Below are 17917 nucleotides of genomic sequence, written 5' to 3' on the forward strand. Positions count from 1 at the left end.
CGAGCGTGTTTGATCGAATCATTGCATGGTCGTTGCAGAACCGCATCATCGTACTGCTTCTATACGTAGTCACGGCGGGCATAGCGATTGTGCTCATACCGACGATGTCCGTGGATGTATTTCCGGAGTTTGCGCCGCCGCAGGTCCAGATACAGACCGAGACGCAAGGACTGTCCGCGAAAGACACCGAAGCGCTGGTAACCGTTCCCATCGAGGTCGTCCTGCGAGGCATGCCTGATGTCGCCCAGGTCCGTTCGAATTCGTCGATCGGCCTTTCGCGTATCACTGTGGTCTTCCGCAGTGGCATCGACGTATTCCGGGCGAGGTCGATTGCTCAAGAACGGCTTCAATTGGTGAAGCCCCAGTTGCCGGCCGGAATCTCCGTTCCTGAACTGATGCCGACCACTTCCGCGGTAAGCTGGCTGCAGAAATTCGCCTTGATCGACTGGTCTCCTTCGGCGGATAACCAGCGGTTGAGGAGCCTCGTCGATTGGGACTTGAGAAACCGTCTTCTTTCTCAGCCCGGCGTGGCCTCGATGGTCTCGATCGGCGGGGGAGTACGGCAGTATCAGGTCGAGGTCGACGTCACAAAACTCAACAGTTTTGGGTTACCGTTCTCCAGCGTTGTTGAGGCCGGCCGACAGACGAATATCGTTGCGTCTGGTGCATTTGTCTATCCTACGCGTGAAGAGGAGTACTTCCTTCGAGCGAACGGTTTGGTCAACCGTCTCCAGGACATCGGACTGACCGCAATTGCGGTTCGCGACGGCGTTCCGATAACGTTGAACGACATTGCAAAAGTGAAGATTGGGGACGAACTGAAGCGCGGCGATGCCCAGGTATTCGGAACGAACGCGGTTGTAGGCACCATCTCGAAGCAGTGGGGTGCCGACACGCTTGGAACGACGAGACATATAGAAGAGGCATTGCGGGAGTTCTCTAAAGCGCTTCCATCGGACATTCAGCTCATTCCCGATGTATTTCGGCAAGCCAGTTTCATCGAGCGATCGATCAGCAACTTGCAAGACGCGCTGCTTCATTCGTCGATCGTCGTCGCTCTGGTCCTGTTTCTGTTCATGGCCAGGTGGCGGCCGACGATCATCAGCTTGATTGCGATCCCGGCCTCCCTGATGATAGGTGGGCTCGTGTTGTGGGTCCTAGGCGCCGGCATCAACGCACTTACGTTGGGTGGCCTTGTCTTTGCAGTCGGCGAAGTCGTCGACGACTCCATCATCGATGTTGAGAACATAGTGCGGCTTCTTCGCGAACACGAGGATACGAAAAGCGACGAGCCGAAGTTGTCCGTTGTGCTACGGGGATCCCGGGAAATCAGGAATTCCGTCGTATTCGCAACCTTGATCGTGATCGTATCGTTTCTCCCGATATTTGCGCTGTCGGATATCGAGGGGCGTATCTTTGCGCCGATGGCGATCGCGTACATATCGGCGGTGGCCAGCTCTCTGCTGGTGGCCCTCACCCTTGTTCCGGTTCTCTGCTATTACCTGCTCGCGCACGGCACCGTACATGTACGGTATCGGGGCAGCCTCCTAACCAGAACCCTGAAACGTCACTATCAAAAATCGCTCGACTGGGCGATTGCCCGCACCGGCTTCCTGCTTGCGTTCAGCGTTATCGTCAGCGTAGCCGCCGTTCTGCTTACCTTTTCGCTGGGGCGGTCCTTCTTGCCGGAGCTTGCCGAGGGAAACATTGTCATTGCGACAACGATGAATCCCGGGACCTCTCTCGAGGAGAATATGCGTGTCGGCCGCGCCATCACGTCGACCTTGAACGATATTCCAGAGATCAAGAGTGTCGCGCACAGAGCGGGTCGATCCCGGCTCGACGAGGATGCCCAACCGGTGAACTTTGCCGAATACGACGTGGCACTGCAGGGATCGGTGACGGATGCAGCTCGGGTGATGAGACGAATCCGGGAAAAGCTGTCAAAAATGCCCGGCTTGGTTGTGAACGTGTCTCAGTTCATAGTGCATAGAATGCAGGAGATTTTGTCCGGTGTCCGGGCGGAAGTCGTAGTCAAGATATTTGGCTCGGATATTGGCGAGCTGCAGGAGAAGCAGCATGAAGTCATGAACGCGGTGGCGGGAATTGCGGGAATCGTCGATCTGCAAGCCGAGCCGATGATTTTGGGGCCTGGCATCGACGTTCGGGTCGATCGCCGTGCCGCCTCCCTGCACGGACTCACTCCACTGGACGTCACACGGCAGGTCGGGGAAGCAATGAATGGTGTGTCAGTCTCGCGTATCCTGGAAAACGACAAGGCTTTCGATCTCGTCGTTCGAGCGGATGAAAGGAGTCGCAAGAACATTGAGTCGATCGGTGACTTTTCCTTGAGAAGCCCGCAAGGTGCGATCGTTCCGCTCCGTCAGCTGGCAACGATTTCCGAAGTGCGCGAACCGTTCTTCATCAACCGAGACGACGGAGCGCGGCGCGCGGTCGTGCAATGGAACATTCAGGGGCGGGACCTGAACAGCGTGGTGCAGGAAGCGCGTGCGATGATATCGGACAAGGTATCGCTCAAGCCGGGTATGACGATCGAGTTCGGCGGAGACTACGTCGCGCAGCAACGGGCAACCCGAAACTTGCTACTTTACGGCGCCGCCGCATTCGCCTTGATATGCGTACTGATGTTCGCGGCGTTCAGACGAACGTTGTTGGCGGGCCTTGTGCTATTGAACCTGCCGTTTGCGGCGGTTGGCGGTGCGATCGCTCTGGTTGTTACCGGCAGTACGTTGAATATACCGTCGCTTGTCGGCATGATCGTCCTCATCGGCATCGCCGCGCGCAACAGTATTCTTCTCTTGTCGCGGTACGAACAGCTTTCCGACAGCGGCTTGACCGACGCGGGGGCGATCGCGCGAAGCGGTGCGTCTGATCGTATGTTGCCGATCATGATGACGGCGTTGACGACCGGTCTGGCTGTAGTACCATTGCTGCTCGGAGATCCGGTTGGCAAGGAATTGCAGCGACCGATGGCGATAGTGCTGTTGGGCGGGATGGCGTCGTCGACGCTGCTGAGTCTGTTCGTCCTGCCGGCGAGCTATGTGTGGATTTCCAGCAGATGGCCCGAGCTACGTGGCTCTCGTAAAAAGGCTGCAGGTGTTGATGTCTGAAAGCGGGTGTTTGGGTTCGTTGGGGCTGACGCGGCGGATCGGACTAAGAATGGTCGTTTCTGGGAGCTGACGGTCGTGGAATTGTCTGGGCTTCTTCCCCACGCTCACTTGCTCAGGTTGGGCCTCAACGTTGAGGTCCATGCATTTGTTGAACTGTTTTGCGGTGTTGTCTCGTTTCTCATAGCGGGCCTCCTTTTTGCCACCACGGTTCATAATCGGAGACTGCCTACCGCATTGTTCGGGATGGCGTTCTTGCTGAGCGGGACGCTGGATACGCTGCATGCTGGAACCAATCCAGTCACTACAACTGAACTATTTATAGTATTTCACACGTTGTCGACGTCGTGCGGAGCGATATTCATGATCGCTGGCGTGATGGTTCAGCTACATACAAGCTACAGGACTAATAACCTGAAGGTAGAGCTGCGGGTTGTCGGTTTTCTTGTGCTGGCGTTGGCGTGCATTGTTGCGTTTTCTCTTCTTTTCGATAATCCGACCAACGAAAAGTCATTTGACGATACGACACAAATTGTACATTTGCTTGCCGGTGCACTGTTTGTCGTGGCAGCCTTTGCTTCATTCAATTCCTATTTGGCAAGCAGGGAGGCCCTCTGGCTCGTAATCGCCGGAGAACTGCTCGTTCTGTCAGTAAGCGTTCTTCTGTTCAGGCTCTCGTCTCTCTGGAGTGAGGTGTGGTGGCTCTGGCACTTCGTCAAGGCGCTGTTCTATGTTGGTGCTCTGCTCATCATCACAGTGCAATTTGCACTGATGGTCCGGCGAAACGAGCTGTCGCGCCAGGCGCTGGCTGAAAAGCATGTTGAGCTGGCTCACGCTCATGCCCGCCTCGGCAATCTCGTGGGTGGCCTGCAAGTGAGGAACTGGATGACGAACAAGGCAACGAGTGCGTTCGGCCTTGACGCCACACTCGCTGTCATCGCGAGCGCGTTGCGGACATATCTCGATGTGCAGCACATCAATCTCGTCCTCTTTGCTCCGGTTGACGAAGTAGATGAAAATCAGTGCCGGTTCGGGTACGTCAGAGATGACTGGCGCGTATCGGTCGTTCCGAGGCCGGTGAAACCAAACGAACGCGATCTCTCGACCTCCAAGACATGGCTGTCGCGTCACTCTGGCGAGGATACGACGGAGTTGCAGTTCACGCTGCGCGCGAATGACCAGCGGTTGGGATACATCAGCGTTCCTGTATCGAACATGGCGCTGGTGGAGGAGCGATGGGATCACCTTTCCGATTTGGCCGCCGAGATGGGGCAGATCTTCTATAACACCCTGATCTACGAGCAGTTGATGCAGGAGAGCATGTTTCGCGAAGGGCTGTTTCGAATCGTACTAGAATTGCGCTCCACGCTGGAGCAGAAGCGATTGAGGATGTTGTTTTGCGATAGCGCTGCTAGTCTGTTGGACAGCGATAGTGCCGCAATATTGGTCAAAGGGGAAAGCGGTCGCGAGATCGGGATAGAATCGTGCGGGAGACATCATTCTGCAGTCGCCGATGGAATGGGTCCCTGGCTGTCACAGCGGCTAGAGCAGCCTGGTTCGGTGGAGCTGAAGCCGGTTGGCTGGGTGACCGGGCGGGATGCTACCGCGGAGGATCATCTACCAACCGGATTGCCGAGTTGCGTGGAAGGGACAGACACCGCAGCGCATGCCATGTTCCCGCTGGTCGAGGACGGTCATTTGGTCGGTGCGGTTGTCGTATCTCGATGCAACTCGATAAGGTTTAGCAATGCTACGCTTCAGAAGGGGCAGTTGCTGATCCAGCAACTCGAGCTTGCGCTAGAAAATGCGAAGAGCTGCGACAATCTGCGCCAGGCAAATCTGCGTCTGCGCAAGACGGAAAAGCGCAAGTTGGTGGCAGAGCGGCTTTCAGCGCTGGGTGAAGTGGCAGCTACGGTTGCTCACGAGATTCGAAATCCGCTCGGTGCAATCGTGAATTGCGCGACGGTCCTGCGTAGCGTGGTCCCGGACCATCCGAAGGCTCAGACTGCATTGATGATTATTGAGGAAGAAACCCAGCGCCTTGAAAGGCTTATCAAGAATTTTCTGAATGTTGGAAAGCCGGCTGGAACAGTCGCTTTGCAGCTGATGTCGGTGAGGGATCATTCGAGAAAAATCTGCAATGTCGTGCGCAAGCACGTTGATAGCCGCAAGCTGCCGATCGCCGTTTCGTGCGAGTTCAGAGGGGATGATCGTCTTGTTCTTTTCGACGCGGACGGTTTTCGTGAGGTCTTGATGAACCTCATGCTCAATGCGGTTCAGGCAATCGATGCCGAAGGCCATGTGGTGGTCAAGGCCCGTCAAAAGCCAACGCATTTCTTCGTGGTCGTGCTGGATAACGGCAGGGGTATCCTGCCATCGCGGCGCGAACAGTTGTTCGAGCCGTTCGTTACCGAGCGATCCGAGGGGGCGGGTCTTGGCCTGGCGATCGTGCGCCGATTGATACACGGGTGGGGTGGGACGATCAGGATCTGGGGCGCCCTCGGTGGCGGGAGTTGTTTTGCGGTGCTGGTTCCTCTCTGCAACGACGGCCACGACCGAGTGGGGCATGCCGAAGAGTTTCGTATCGTCGCAAGCGCGTAACAGTTTTGCGGAAGGAAGCCCATGACGCGCGTATTGATTGTGGACGATCAAAGTGGTGCGAGGCGAAGCCTTGCGCTTTTGCTGGAGAATGCTGGCATAGGGTCGGTGCAGGCCGGCGACGGCGTAGAAGCGCTCAGAGCGCTTGAGGTCGGTTCGTTCGATGTCGTTATCTCCGATCTTCGGATGGATAACATGTGCGGAATTGAGTTGTTGAAGGCGATCAGGCGTAAGGAACCAGATCTGCCGCTTATCCTGGTCACGGCCTACGGAACGGTGGAATCGGCGGTCGAGGCGATGCGCCTAGGTGCCTACGATTATGTGACTAAGCCGTTTCGGGAGAAGGATATTCTGGAGAAGATTCACAATGCCCAGCAGAGTCGCCATCTGCAGATGGCAGCCGGTGTGCAGGGCGGAGCCAAGACGGAGGATGTTCGGCCAGATCGTAGTGATGGCTCAGACCGCCTGATCGTTACCGGCGCAGAAATGCAGGCGATCGCCACGCGTATTGAGCGTGTGGCAAGGACTGACTTGAGTGTCTTGATCACCGGTGAAACCGGTACCGGCAAGAGTCGATGTGCAAGAAATATATGTGAGCTCAGCCACCGGGCGTCAAAGAGATTTGTCAGCATCAACTGCGCAAGCCTGCCCGAGCAGTTGCTCGAGAGCGAGCTGTTTGGGCATGTGAAAGGCAGCTTCACCGGGGCCACCCAGAAGCGCATAGGCCTGTTCGAGGAGGCCGATGGCGGAACAATATTCTTTGACGAGGTGGACACGCTCTCGCAAGGTACGCAGGCAAAGCTTCTCAGCGTGCTCCAGGATCGGGAGATCCGTCCCGTCGGTTCAAATCGCGCGCGACGGGTCGACGTTCGCGTCATTTCGGCAGCTAACCGGAACCTGGAAACTCTCATCGCCAGAGGGGAATTTCGCGCGGACCTCTACTACCGTCTCAACGGAATTCGGATACATCTGCCTTCCTTGCGCGAGCGCGGGGACGACTTGCGTATTCTGGTCGAACGGCTGCTGGAAAGGTACGTCAAAAGGTACGGCCGAAAGCCGTTGACGATGACGCCCGCAGCGCTGAATCTTGTGCTTAGCTATTCGTACCCGGGAAATATACGACAACTCGAGAGTTTTATCGAACAGATGGTCGTATTCGCAGCTGCGGAGGGAGTGATAGATTCCGATGCGTTGCCCGAGGAGTTGAGTTTGGTCGAAACGTCTGCTGCGGCCGACGTCGATTTGAGCTTGGGGAAATCCGAGCGAATAATGATTGAGGCCGCCCTGTCGGGTAGTCAAACGCTAAGTGACGTTGCACGAAGGCTAGGGATTGGTCGGACCACCCTCTGGCGGAAGATTCGCCAACACAATATTCAACGGTCATCCGCACCCAAGTCCATCAATGGTAGTACCGAGATCAAGTCGTCAAACTGACACGTTAGAAAGTTTGGCGCCTGTTTAGTCCTCCGTTCGGGTACGCGCCCGGGTTGTGCTCCCTCGTTCGAGTTAGCGAACGCTATTCCGATTGCGCCTGGCGGTTCACTCTGAAACGAGGTGTCGTTTCGATTGGAACGAGACGGCGCCACGGCTGATGCCGCTCCAGCATGGACGGCAAGCCCCAATCGTCCGAGGGTCCCTCTGCGATCGCAAAACGCGCGACTCTGCGCTGGTCGCCTAGTGGATGGTTTGAAATACACCGTGGTATGGCCCTTGCAACATGGCAGCTGCGATCAGCCCGCCTTTGTTCAAGGGGCGGCGATTGGGGAATGAAGAAATAGCGGAGGAGGGAAGCTCGAGATGCGACGGCATTGTTTTGAGAAGGGGTGTATTCGCATGGTGCCTTTGAGCCGTTCTGTACGGCGGCTTATCGTTATCGCGACGCTCTCGGTGCTAGCGGCTGGCACACAAGTTCTTGCCGACAGCAAGGATGGGATATTTCCGTCGGCGGACCAAGTTGGAGGACAAGTCTTTCCGACCGGTCTGAAGCAGGGAGACGCCTTTCCGACCGACATTGACGTGTTCGATGAGGCATCCAAGAAAGTCGACTTTGCCTCAGCGATCAAGGGCAAACGCACCCTGGTGACGTTCTTCATTTCGGCGGCGCCGGCCTCCGTAAGCGAACTCGGCAAAATTTTGGCGGCAGTCGAGGGTGCAAAGCAGAATACGCAAGTGATGTTCATCAATGCGGACACCGTCGGCGTTGCCCTTGAGGGTGGCGCCGGTACAGCAATAGCTGAAACCGTCCGGACGGTTACCTTGATCAAGCGCGAAAACAATCTCACGGCGTCGATGTTCGTCGCTCCAAATGACGCCCTCAGTCCAGCGGGCTTGTCCAATCGACTTGGATTTCGAGGGTTGCCGACCAGCTACCTCATTGGTGCGGACGGCAATGTCGAGAAGGTTTTTATCGGACAGCACGCCTGGAATCGTGGCGACATCTGAAGCAACTGTTTTCTGAGGAAACAAGCATGAGCATTTCACGACGAAACTATCTGCGCGGTATGGGCGCAGGCGCGGCAGCCGCCATGATGGGTGGGTCGGGCTTGTCGTCCAAGGCCTTCGGTGCCGTGGGCGACATGTCCAAGGAAGCGCAACATTCCCTGTTCAGCAAGTTCAAGGGGAATGTCATCCTGCTTCCGGGCAAGTATAACGGCACGGTGGGCGCACTCGATCTGGCCGGCCCGGAAACGTTGGCTTGGTACAACTATGGCCTGCATGGCATCGACATGCCAATCCCGCACCACATCGCCGCGATGCCCTCAGCGGACCCGTATAAGGGATTTGACTTCTATCAGACGATGCAGCCGCCGGGTGCACCTTACGTGAACGAAAATTCGCCGCAGTGGCGCGATCGCGGTGACTTCAAGATGTTCAAGATGCGGTACGACGGATCAGGAACTCAAAATTCGATTCGAGTCGTAAACGACATCTCCGCGACCACGGGTATGGCCTTGGGCGTTCACGTGTCGATCGGAGTAGGGGCCAATGCGCAGAAATATGTAGCCTTCGCCGACGGCCAGAAGGATATGGTGTTGATCACGACGATCGATGACAATCCCAAGATCGTCAAGGCGTTTCGCGTGGACTACGATCCGATAGCGCGTCAAGTCAATGTCGCTCACGTCTTCCCCGACAGTTCGACCCAGAAGTTCGATTTCCAGGGACGGAAAGGTATGAAGACCTCTCACGAGGCAATGCTTGGTGAGGAGTTGATGCCGGCCGATCCGACCGCCGTGTTTGTGGATGCCTTTACGTGGCATCCGACGTTGCCCCTGGGCGCTATCCTGGTCCGTCGCCACGGCTGCTGTGTGATCGTCAATACCGAGACCTGGGAGCCGCTCGCGATGTTGTCGACGGCCAAGGGATCGCCGGATAACTTTCCGCTGGTCAAGCAGTCGGGATACACCTGGACGTTCTCTCTTCCGGCTGTGCTTACCCCGCTGCACGAAGCGGGCTTTATCACGAGCGGACAGTACTTCTTGGCATGCAACAACGTGCTCCAGAACAATATCGCTGTATACCGGTCTGAGGATCCGGACCCGCGCAAGTGGAAGAAGGAAAACTTCGTGGAAGGGTTCGGGAACAAATACCTTCCGCTTCACATGGGCAATGTGCCCGACTCTCGCTGGGCTTTCTTTACGATTTGGGCGCGCAAGCCAAATAACGGGTTTATCTGCAAGGTGGACCCGAAGACGTGGCAGGTTGTGGCGAAGTGGGACACCGGTCCCGACCCGCACACCTGTGATTGTACCGTTGACGGCCAGTATATGACCACGGTCTATAGTGGGAACCAAGGCGGCCAATCCGGTCTCGTCGTTATCCACGCTGACTCCAATGAGGTTGTCGCACGTCTACCGAGCGCTGCCGGGCATCACGATCACGTCGTGGTGCCGGAATCCTGGGAAGGTATGAAGGCGTCTCGCAGTACGTCCGTCTAGTTGCGCCGGCTAACCCGCCGACCGTGTTGGCGGGTTAGTCAATCCACACCGCCCGAGGAGATCTCTATGTTCGCGTTGGATAGAAACGGGAAATTTCGAGTTTATCGCATCTTGGTTGCGCTAGCGTTGGTTGCTGGCTCAATCCACCTTGCAGGAAACTCGGCAGTAGCTCACACCGACGAGCAGATGGCAGCTATGGTAGGCGACCATGGCGGGCAAATCCGCGCGTCAGGTAACCATCACTTGGAGCTCACGTCGGAGAGCGGCGCCATCCATGTCTGGGTGACCGATCATGGCAACACGGCCGTCCCGACCGAGAAATTCTCCGGAAAGGCAACGATCTTGGTCGGCGAAAAGCGGCTGGTTGTCTTGCTAACTCCGGCTGCAAAGAACGAAATGCGCGGAAGCGATCCTGGCATCGTGAATGGCGAAATGCGTGTCATTCTTGACATATCGATGCCTGACGAAGAGCCGCTGCAAGCGCGGTTTCAGCTGGGGAGACATTGAGTCGTTCAATGTCGGTCGGATACCAGGGCAGGTAGACATGAGTCGGATCGCCTATATGAGCCATCTTGGCCGTTTCAGTGCTCTGATCGTGCTGGCCTCTACCAGCGTCGTGACGGCCGACGAAAAAAACGCAACTGCCCGCGACCAGCTTCTGAGCACCAACGCGTGCAAGGGCTGTGATCTCGCCGGAGTGGACTTGTCGGGCCTCAACCTGATCGGCGCATCCCTTCGGGGAGCACGTCTCCCTGGAGCGAACCTCAAAGGATCGGCGCTTACTGGTGCGGATCTTCAGAACGCCATTCTTGATGGTGCAGACTTGAGCGGCGCGATCCTGGCTGACGCCAATCTGAGGAGTGCCAGGCTGCGAAACGCAACGCTGGATGAGGCGCATCTTATGATGGCTTCGTTGGCTGGCGCTGACCTCAAGTCCGCCAGTCTTGTCGGTGCGCACCTGAATCAGACTGACCTGGAAGGTGCCGACTTGAGCAATGCAGTTCTCCGGGGGAGCGATCTCTATTCGGCTCGGCTGTTCTTCTCCAGTCTTAGGGGAGCGAACCTTGTCTCGGCGGATCTTACGTCGGCCGACGTGGCTGAAGTTGACGCATTTGGCGTGATTTCAGACGAAAGTACCACTTGTCCAGGACACACCAGCGGACCCTGCTGGTCACGAGACCAATAAAGCGATTGGACGCGAACTATCGGCCTTGTGGCTTTTAACGTCGTTCACTTGGCCTAATTTGCTATGCCACATCCTTCTGCGCGCACGACCGGGCCGTGCCCCATAGCGTACTGGTCGGAGTTCTCGAGATTCTGCGGATCGGCGGCTAGTCCGGGATCATGCCGGTGGCGATTGAAGGTGTTTCGGCCGCAGGGCGGAGCGCAAGCGGCGCAGGAAAAACCTCGTGACGGAGATCGGCGAGCAAAAGCGTTTGCGGCGGCTCCGGCGTTCTGCCGCATCAATCGCACTTGCGCTTCAACTCAAGACCGAAGAGGCAGATGACGCCATCGGTGCGTCGGCAATCGAAGTTGGCCTCGAACTGGCGTCGTTGCAACGGGGGGGGGCAGACTTGCCGCCTGGCCCGGACACCGATTGTTCCGTGGAATCACTACAATTCGTCAGGCGGAAGGCCGAGGTCAACAAAGCCGTATTGCCGCGGGATAAGCCGAAAGAGTCGGAAGAGGTCGATCAGTTGCTGACGAAGAGAACGAGAAGAAGCCGAAATAGGGGGATCCGAGAATCGCGCCGGTGCAGACCGCGGCTTCTACCGGCTCCGTCGCCGCCGAGGCTACCGCAACGCCGAGTTCCGAAGCTATTCCGGAGGGCTGGCGTTCTATCGTGCCGAAGGTCGGCTCGTGCGAGAGCGCCTGCGCCCGGCCTCGCAGAAGGAGCTGGCGCCCATCTCGACGAGCACAAAGGCTATCCGAAGGAGCGGCAGCAGAAATACGCTGAAATCCAGGTTCGGGTCGGGTGCTCTCGACTGATAGGGGCAAGACCTGACGCCAGCGTACTCCGTAATGATTGACGCTGTTGCCGTCTCCGGACCGCGACGCACCGGAAACATGACCGGCGAAGCACGTTTATTCAACTCACGTCCGAATTGGAGTATGTGTGACCGATGATATTTGGCAGTTGCAAGAAATTACTGTTCTTGTGGGGAACGCTATTGCTGGCCGGTCTCCCGGCTTGTGACGTCGCTCGCGCGGCTGAACTTGTCATGTTCGAGCAGGAGGGGTGTCCCTGGTGTCGCCGATGGGACGAGGATATCGGCAAGATCTATGAGAAGACCGAAGAAGCTCGGTTGATGCCTCTGCGGCGCATAAGAATTTACGACCCCAGCCAGGGCAATATCGTTCTGCAACGACCTGTGAGATATACGCCGACGTTTGTTGTGGTTGACCGTGGTCGCGAGGTTGGGCGCATCACCGGCTATATCGATGACGCGGCTTTCTGGGGGCTGCTCGGAAAGTTGGCTGAGAAGGTTGAGAGCCCATCAAATCGTGCACCCTGAGGTCGTTGTCCTCACACTGAAAGAACACCACGAGCTTTATTCTTTCGCCAAAGTGGACGAAAAATTTAAGGGGCCTTCTCGCCTGCATGGAGAGCGGCCGTCTCGCTCTCCGTAACTGTGGGTCGAGAAACGCCGGAGCCGCCGGCAGGTGTTTCAAGCGTCGGGTTCGTTTAGAATCGCCAGGGGCGACAGGTGTGGTTCAGTGTTCAGTGTTCCGTGTTTCAGCTTGAAATTCGTCGTTCCAGGTGAAACGAGGCGAAGATCCTGTTTTCGGAATGGGGGTAGCCACAAACTGCGTCGATGTGCCCTGCGGCGCGAGACCGCTGCTCGCCTGTTCCCCCTTGTTAGCGGGATCGAAAGCGCGCGCTGGCGGGATGAGGCTGGCGCAGTCTCTTCCCGTAACCGCTCACCGCGAGGCCCGAGCCGGCAGCGATCGCGTTGGCATGCGGATTGCTGCGTTGCCTGAGGGGAATAGGGGGCGGAGCGCTCGATGAAGCGAAGGTATCTGATGGGGCGGCTGCTCGGCACATCCGTCATTGGTCTTCACGTAATCATCCTTCGTGGCTACCGAGGTACGAAGCAAGCATGATATCGAAACGCGAATTCCTTCAGGCGACTGCGGCCGCTTCCGCCATGCTGATTGGTGGCGGCGTCGGTTCAGTCGGCAAAGTCGCAGCTCAGCAGCGTCTGACGCAGGCGGACATCCTTCGCTTCGATGCGCTTGGTACGCTGACTATCCTCTATGTCGCGGACACGCACGCGCAGCTGATGCCGCTGCAGTTCCGCGAACCGTCCGTCAATCTCGGCGTAGGTGAGGCCAGAGGGCAACCGCCACACATCACGGACGCTGAATTCCAGAAGTATTTCAAGATTGCGGCTGGGTCTCCCGATGCGTTTGCATTGACGTCGGACGATTTCGTCTCGCTCGCCAGAAACTACGGGCGTATGGGCGGCATGGATCGCGTCGCGTCACTGATCGCGGCGGTGAGGGCCGAGCGCGGCGAGAACAACGTGTTGCTGCTCGACGGCGGAGATAGCTGGCAGGGTAGTTGGACCTCGCTACAGACCAAGGCGCAGGACATGGTCGACGTGCTTTCGGCGCTTCGCGTCGATGCCATGGTCGGGCATTGGGAGTTCACCTACGGCGCTGAACGCGTAATGGAGATCGCGAAGAAGGCTCCTTTCGCGTTTTTGGCGCAGAACGTCCGCGATAGTGAATGGCAAGAGCCCGTTTTCGAAGCGCGCAAGATGTTCGAACGCGGCGGAGTTAAGGTTGCAGTGATTGGGCAGGCATTGCCGAGAACTGCAGTGGCAAATCCGCGATGGATGTTTCCCAAATGGGAATTTGGAATTCGCGAGGAAGAACTGCAAAAGCAGGTGGAGGAGGCGCGCGGGGCTGGCGCGTCCGTCGTCGTGCTACTTTCTCATAACGGATTCGACGTCGATCGGAAGCTTGCCGGACGCGTGAAGGGTCTGGATGTCATTCTGACTGCTCACACCCATGACGCGATGCCGGGGTTGCTGCGGGTGGGAAATACGGTTCTGGTCGCGGCGGGCTCACACGGCAAGTTTGTGTCACGGCTCGACGTCGACATCAAAGACAGAAAGGTTGCCGGCGTTCGCTTCAAGTTGATGCCGGTATTCTCTGACGCGATCAAACCCGATCCGATGATGGCGTCCCTGGTCGAGAATATCCGTGCCCCGTTCGCGAAGGAACTAGCCCGCCCGATCGGGAAAACTGAGTCGTTGCTTTATCGGAGGGGAAATTTCAATGGGACGTTCGACGACTTGATCTGTGAAGCGATGATTTCCGAGCGCGATGCGGAAATTGCGCTGTCGCCAGGTTTCAGGTGGGGTGGAACGTTGCTTCCGGGTGAAACGATTACATGGGAGCACATTACCAACGCAACCGCAATCACTTATCCAAACTGCTATCGAAACCAGATGACCGGCCTGCAGCTGAAGGACGCGCTGGAGGATATCGCGGACAACATCTTCCATCCCGATCCGTACTTTCAGGGAGGCGGCGACATGGTTCGCATCGGAGGGGTTGGTTACGCGATCGATATTTCCAAGCCGATGGGATCGAGGATCTCGCAGATGACGCACCTGAAGACCGGACAGCCGGTCGACGCGGCCAGGACGTATTCGGTGGCCGGCTGGGCCAGCATCAATGAAGGTACGCAAGGGCCGCCAATCTGGGATGTACTCGCATCGCACGTCTCGAAAGCAAAGGCGATCAACATCTCCCCCAGTTCAGCCGTACGCGTCATTGGGGCCTGAGCCGGCAAAATCATGCGATGAAGAAAGGTGAAGCTCCATGAATGAGAAGCTATTGCGAAATCTCGTCAATCGCCGCAGCTTCTTGTCTGCTGCCGGAGTTGCCGGAGCTGGGATTGCAGTGCCGCGGAATGCGGCGGCGGAAGCCGCCGCCAAGCCCGATCCGCTCATCACGGAAGTGCAGGACTGGCAGCGCCATCTGGGCGACGGTGTAGATAAGCGTCCCTACGGATCGCCGTCGAAGTTCGAGAAGAATGTGATCAGGCGCGATGTCTCGTGGCTAACGGCGTCTGCCGAATCGTCGGTGAACTTCACGCCCCTCCATGAAATGGACGGAATCATTACTCCATCGGGGCTGTGCTTCGAACGACATCACGGGGGAATTGCCGAGATCGATCCGGCCAAACACCGCCTGATGATTAACGGACTCGTCGAAAAGCCGTTGGTGTTCACGATGGACGACATCAAGCGGATGCCCCGCACGAACCGGATATACTTCCTTGAATGTGCGGCCAATTCGGGAATGGAATGGCGCGGCGCTCAGTTGAATGGTTGCCAGTTTACACACGGAATGGTCCACAACGTGATGTACACGGGTGTTCCGCTGAAAGCGATACTCGATGAAGCCGGCCTGCGGCCCAACGCCAAATGGCTGATGCTCGAGGGTAGCGATGCTTCGGGTATGAACCGATCACTCCCGATCGAAAAGGCGTTGAGTGATGTGCTCATAGCGTTCGGAATGAACGGTGAGGCGCTCCGCCCCGAACAAGGCTACCCGTTACGGGCGGTGATCCCGGGTTGGGAAGGAAACCTTTGGGTGAAATGGTTGCGCCGCATCGAGGTCGGAGACCTGCCCTGGCAGACGCGCGAAGAGACATCGAAGTATACCGACCTGCTGGCCGATGGCAGATCACGTAAACATACCTTTATTATGGATGCCAAGTCGGTGGTGACGAATCCATCGCCGCAGGCTCCGCTCAGATTCAGGGGGCGTAACGTTCTGAGTGGACTCGCTTGGTCAGGGCGCGGCCCGATCAAGCGGGTAGACGTATCCGTTGATGGAGGCCGCAATTGGCAGACGGCGCGCATCGACGGCCCGGTGTTCGACAAGTCCTTGACGCGATTCTACGTCGACTTTGAATGGAATGGTGAAGAGCTGATGGTGCAATCGCGTGCCATAGATTCGACCGGGTACGTGCAGCCAAGTAAGGATGAACTCCGGAAAATACGCGGCGTCAATTCAATCTACCACAATAACGGCATCCAGACCTGGCTGGTACACGGCAACGGAGATACCGAGAATGTCGAGCTGGTCTAAGCTGCTCTCTGCGGGCCTTTTTCTCGTCGTATCGGTCAGCGGCGTATTCAACTCAAGTTCGGCGGAAAGTCCTCGCAGCGCTGCTGCCGCGGCGAACCCTGCCAGCAAGATGGGGTTGGGGCGGCAAGCTCTTCCGGAAGAAGTTGCGGCCTGGGACAATGATGTGCGGCCCGATGGCAAGGGGTTGCCGGTGGGTCGCGGCACGGTGAAGCAGGGCGATGAACTCTACCAGGAGCGCTGCGCATCTTGCCATGGCGAGTTTGGTGAGGGTGCCGGTCGCTGGCCTGTGCTCGCCGGTGGGCACGGTTCTCTGAAAGCAGATCGCCCGGAAAAGACCATAGGCTCGTTCTGGCCGGATCTCTCGACCGTCTACGATTACATCAAGCGGGCGATGCCATATGGAAACGCGCGTTCGTTGACTGACGACGAGGCTTACGCGCTGGTGGCCTATCTTCTCAACCTCAATGACATCATAAAGGACGAAAATTTCGAGCTAAGCGACAAGAACTTCAACTCGATAAAATTGCCGAACGCATCCGCGTTCTTCGAAGATGATCGTGAAAATTCGGAAAAGAAGTTCTGGAATAAGGACCCCTGCATGAAAAACTGCCGTGGCGTTCCCAAGGTCACTGGCAAGGCAATCTCGATTGACGTGACCCCTGATGGGAAATCAGGACCTAAGGTCGAGTGAGCGTAAGCCGGACCAATAGACAACCCGTGATCGCGCTAAATGATGACCCGACGTTTCCTGCCGGCTGCTGCCATCTTTGAAGAAACGACCATGTCGGCAAGAGTACAGGACGCCGTCGCCGGCCGAGAAATTCTTCAACATGTGCCGTCGCCGGTTACAACGGACCCGCAGCGACTTCGGGGTCGAGCATGCTGGCGAGCGGAAGGACGAAGAACGACATCATGACATTTAACCGAAGATCTGAGATGCCGTATTGCCTGACGCGTCGCGATGCCGGCCGGTTAGTCGTCGGCGCCGTTGCAGCATTGGCCGCATGGCCGTCCTCTTCGCAAGCGTTCAAGCGCTTCGCATTGGGCGCGTCAGATCTTGCGGTCATAAGTGACGGCTACCTGGAGTTGCCCGCAGCCTTCAGCTTCCCGAACGTTCCGGAAGCCGAACGGTCGGCGGTGCTGGCAGCGAACAAACTTTCCCTTGATACGCTCAAGCCGGATTGTAACGTTACGCTACTCCGCGCCGGACAGCGAATTGTGCTATTTGATGTTGGATCCGGCGCCCATTTCATGAGAAGTGCGGGCAAGCTTCTTGGCAATCTTCAGGAGTCGGGTATTGATCCCGTCAGTATCACGGATGTGGTGTTTACTCATGGTCACCCGGATCACTTGTGGGGTTTGACCGATGAATTTGATGAGCTTGTATTTCCGGCAGCCACGTACAGAATGAACGAGGCGGAATGGAACTACTGGCTGGATCCCGACACGCTGGGAAAAGCTCCGGAAGATCGTAAGGCATTTGTCGTAGGCGCCAAAAAACGGCTTCCTTTGATAAACGACCGGCTGAAGTTGTTTAAGGCGGGTGCTGAAATCCTACCAGGCATCGAGGCGATCGGGACGCCGGGACATACCCCCGGACACACCTCGTTTTTGCTTCACCACGGCTCCGATCCCGTGCTTGTCGCAGGCGACGTGCTGTCGAGCACGATATCGTTCACTAATCCTCACTGGCATGGCGGTACAGATCATGACCCGACGATGGCGGTACAGACCCGCAAGCGTCTGCTCGACAGGATAGCGAACGACAAGGTAAGGATAGTTGGCTTCCACCTTCCGCATCCCGGAGACGGTATCGCGAAGGCCGAAGGCGCCGCCTATCGGTTTTTGCCTTTAGGCTGACTAATTTTGAGCGTCACATGCGCGCATGTGGCGGCTAAGTGATTGCTGATCGGGATGCAACGGCGCATCGAGGAATACCAAAGCCCGGATTTACGAAACAACGATGCCGACTCCCGCCAAGGTCAAGGATCTGACGGCCCTCCTTGAGCAATCATGCAATGATGGTACGAGGGCAGTCGAGCCCATTGCTGCTGTGAAGATATCCGCAGTTAGTTAGCCCAGCGCAGGGCCGAAAATCGGCGAGTACTGTTGCTCAACGAACGGACGAACGTCTCAGTG

The 17917-nt window shown here is 57.1% G+C and carries 12 protein-coding genes; all 12 read left to right on the forward strand.

Annotated elements, in window-relative coordinates; translation table 11 throughout:
• Window positions 1-5 precede the first annotated feature (5 nt).
• The 12 genes from ACQR07_RS10000 to ACQR07_RS10055 all read left to right on the forward strand — a co-directional run bounded on the left by ACQR07_RS10000 (window position 6) and on the right by ACQR07_RS10055 (window position 17638).
• Window positions 6-3131 carry an efflux RND transporter permease subunit gene (locus ACQR07_RS10000; protein ID WP_434902117.1) on the forward strand — a complete coding sequence of 1042 codons (3126 nt, stop codon included), beginning with the start codon at window positions 6-8 and terminating at the stop codon, window positions 3129-3131.
• Between the two features lie 360 nt (window positions 3132-3491).
• Window positions 3492-5729 (forward strand): sensor histidine kinase, encoded by a 2238-nt coding sequence (locus ACQR07_RS10005; protein ID WP_434902118.1) that lies wholly within the window; start codon window positions 3492-3494, stop codon window positions 5727-5729.
• 21 nt (window positions 5730-5750) lie between these two features.
• A complete protein-coding gene (locus ACQR07_RS10010; RefSeq protein ID WP_434902119.1) occupies window positions 5751-7160 on the forward strand; it encodes a sigma-54-dependent transcriptional regulator in 1410 nt (469 codons plus the stop codon).
• A gap of 399 nt (window positions 7161-7559) precedes the next feature.
• The gene (locus tag ACQR07_RS10015; protein ID WP_434902120.1) at window positions 7560-8168 is read left to right on the forward strand and encodes a hypothetical protein; all 609 of its coding nucleotides are present in this window, start codon (window positions 7560-7562) and stop codon (window positions 8166-8168) included.
• Between the two features lie 26 nt (window positions 8169-8194).
• Window positions 8195-9664: a hypothetical protein gene (locus ACQR07_RS10020; protein ID WP_434870186.1), complete on the forward strand. Its 1470-nt coding sequence runs from the start codon at window positions 8195-8197 to the stop codon at window positions 9662-9664.
• 66 nt (window positions 9665-9730) lie between these two features.
• Window positions 9731-10171: a hypothetical protein gene (locus ACQR07_RS10025; RefSeq protein WP_434902121.1), complete on the forward strand. Its 441-nt coding sequence runs from the start codon at window positions 9731-9733 to the stop codon at window positions 10169-10171.
• A gap of 37 nt (window positions 10172-10208) precedes the next feature.
• Window positions 10209-10850 carry a pentapeptide repeat-containing protein gene (locus ACQR07_RS10030; RefSeq protein ID WP_434902122.1) on the forward strand — a complete coding sequence of 214 codons (642 nt, stop codon included), beginning with the start codon at window positions 10209-10211 and terminating at the stop codon, window positions 10848-10850.
• Between the two features lie 1036 nt (window positions 10851-11886).
• Complete coding sequence (locus ACQR07_RS10035; protein WP_434902123.1) at window positions 11887-12180, forward strand: hypothetical protein; 294 nt, start codon at window positions 11887-11889, stop codon at window positions 12178-12180.
• Window positions 12181-12765: 585 nt separating this feature from the next.
• On the forward strand, window positions 12766-14463 hold the full coding sequence (soxB, locus tag ACQR07_RS10040) for a thiosulfohydrolase SoxB (protein ID WP_434902124.1): 1698 nt from the start codon (window positions 12766-12768) through the stop codon (window positions 14461-14463).
• 37 nt (window positions 14464-14500) lie between these two features.
• The gene (soxC, locus tag ACQR07_RS10045) at window positions 14501-15778 is read left to right on the forward strand and encodes a sulfite dehydrogenase (RefSeq protein WP_434902125.1); all 1278 of its coding nucleotides are present in this window, start codon (window positions 14501-14503) and stop codon (window positions 15776-15778) included.
• Entirely contained in the window at window positions 15762-16469 is a 708-nt protein-coding gene (locus ACQR07_RS10050; protein WP_434902126.1) for a c-type cytochrome, read from the forward strand. Before soxC ends, ACQR07_RS10050 begins: the two co-directional genes overlap by 17 nt.
• A 188-nt stretch (window positions 16470-16657) precedes the next feature.
• Window positions 16658-17638 (forward strand): MBL fold metallo-hydrolase, encoded by a 981-nt coding sequence (locus ACQR07_RS10055; RefSeq protein WP_434902127.1) that lies wholly within the window; start codon window positions 16658-16660, stop codon window positions 17636-17638.
• The last annotated feature ends 279 nt before the right edge of the window (window positions 17639-17917 follow it).

Source organism: Bradyrhizobium sp. HKCCYLS20291 (genome assembly GCF_051167715.1).
In the GTDB taxonomy this organism is placed as follows: Bacteria; Pseudomonadota; Alphaproteobacteria; order Rhizobiales; family Xanthobacteraceae; genus Bradyrhizobium.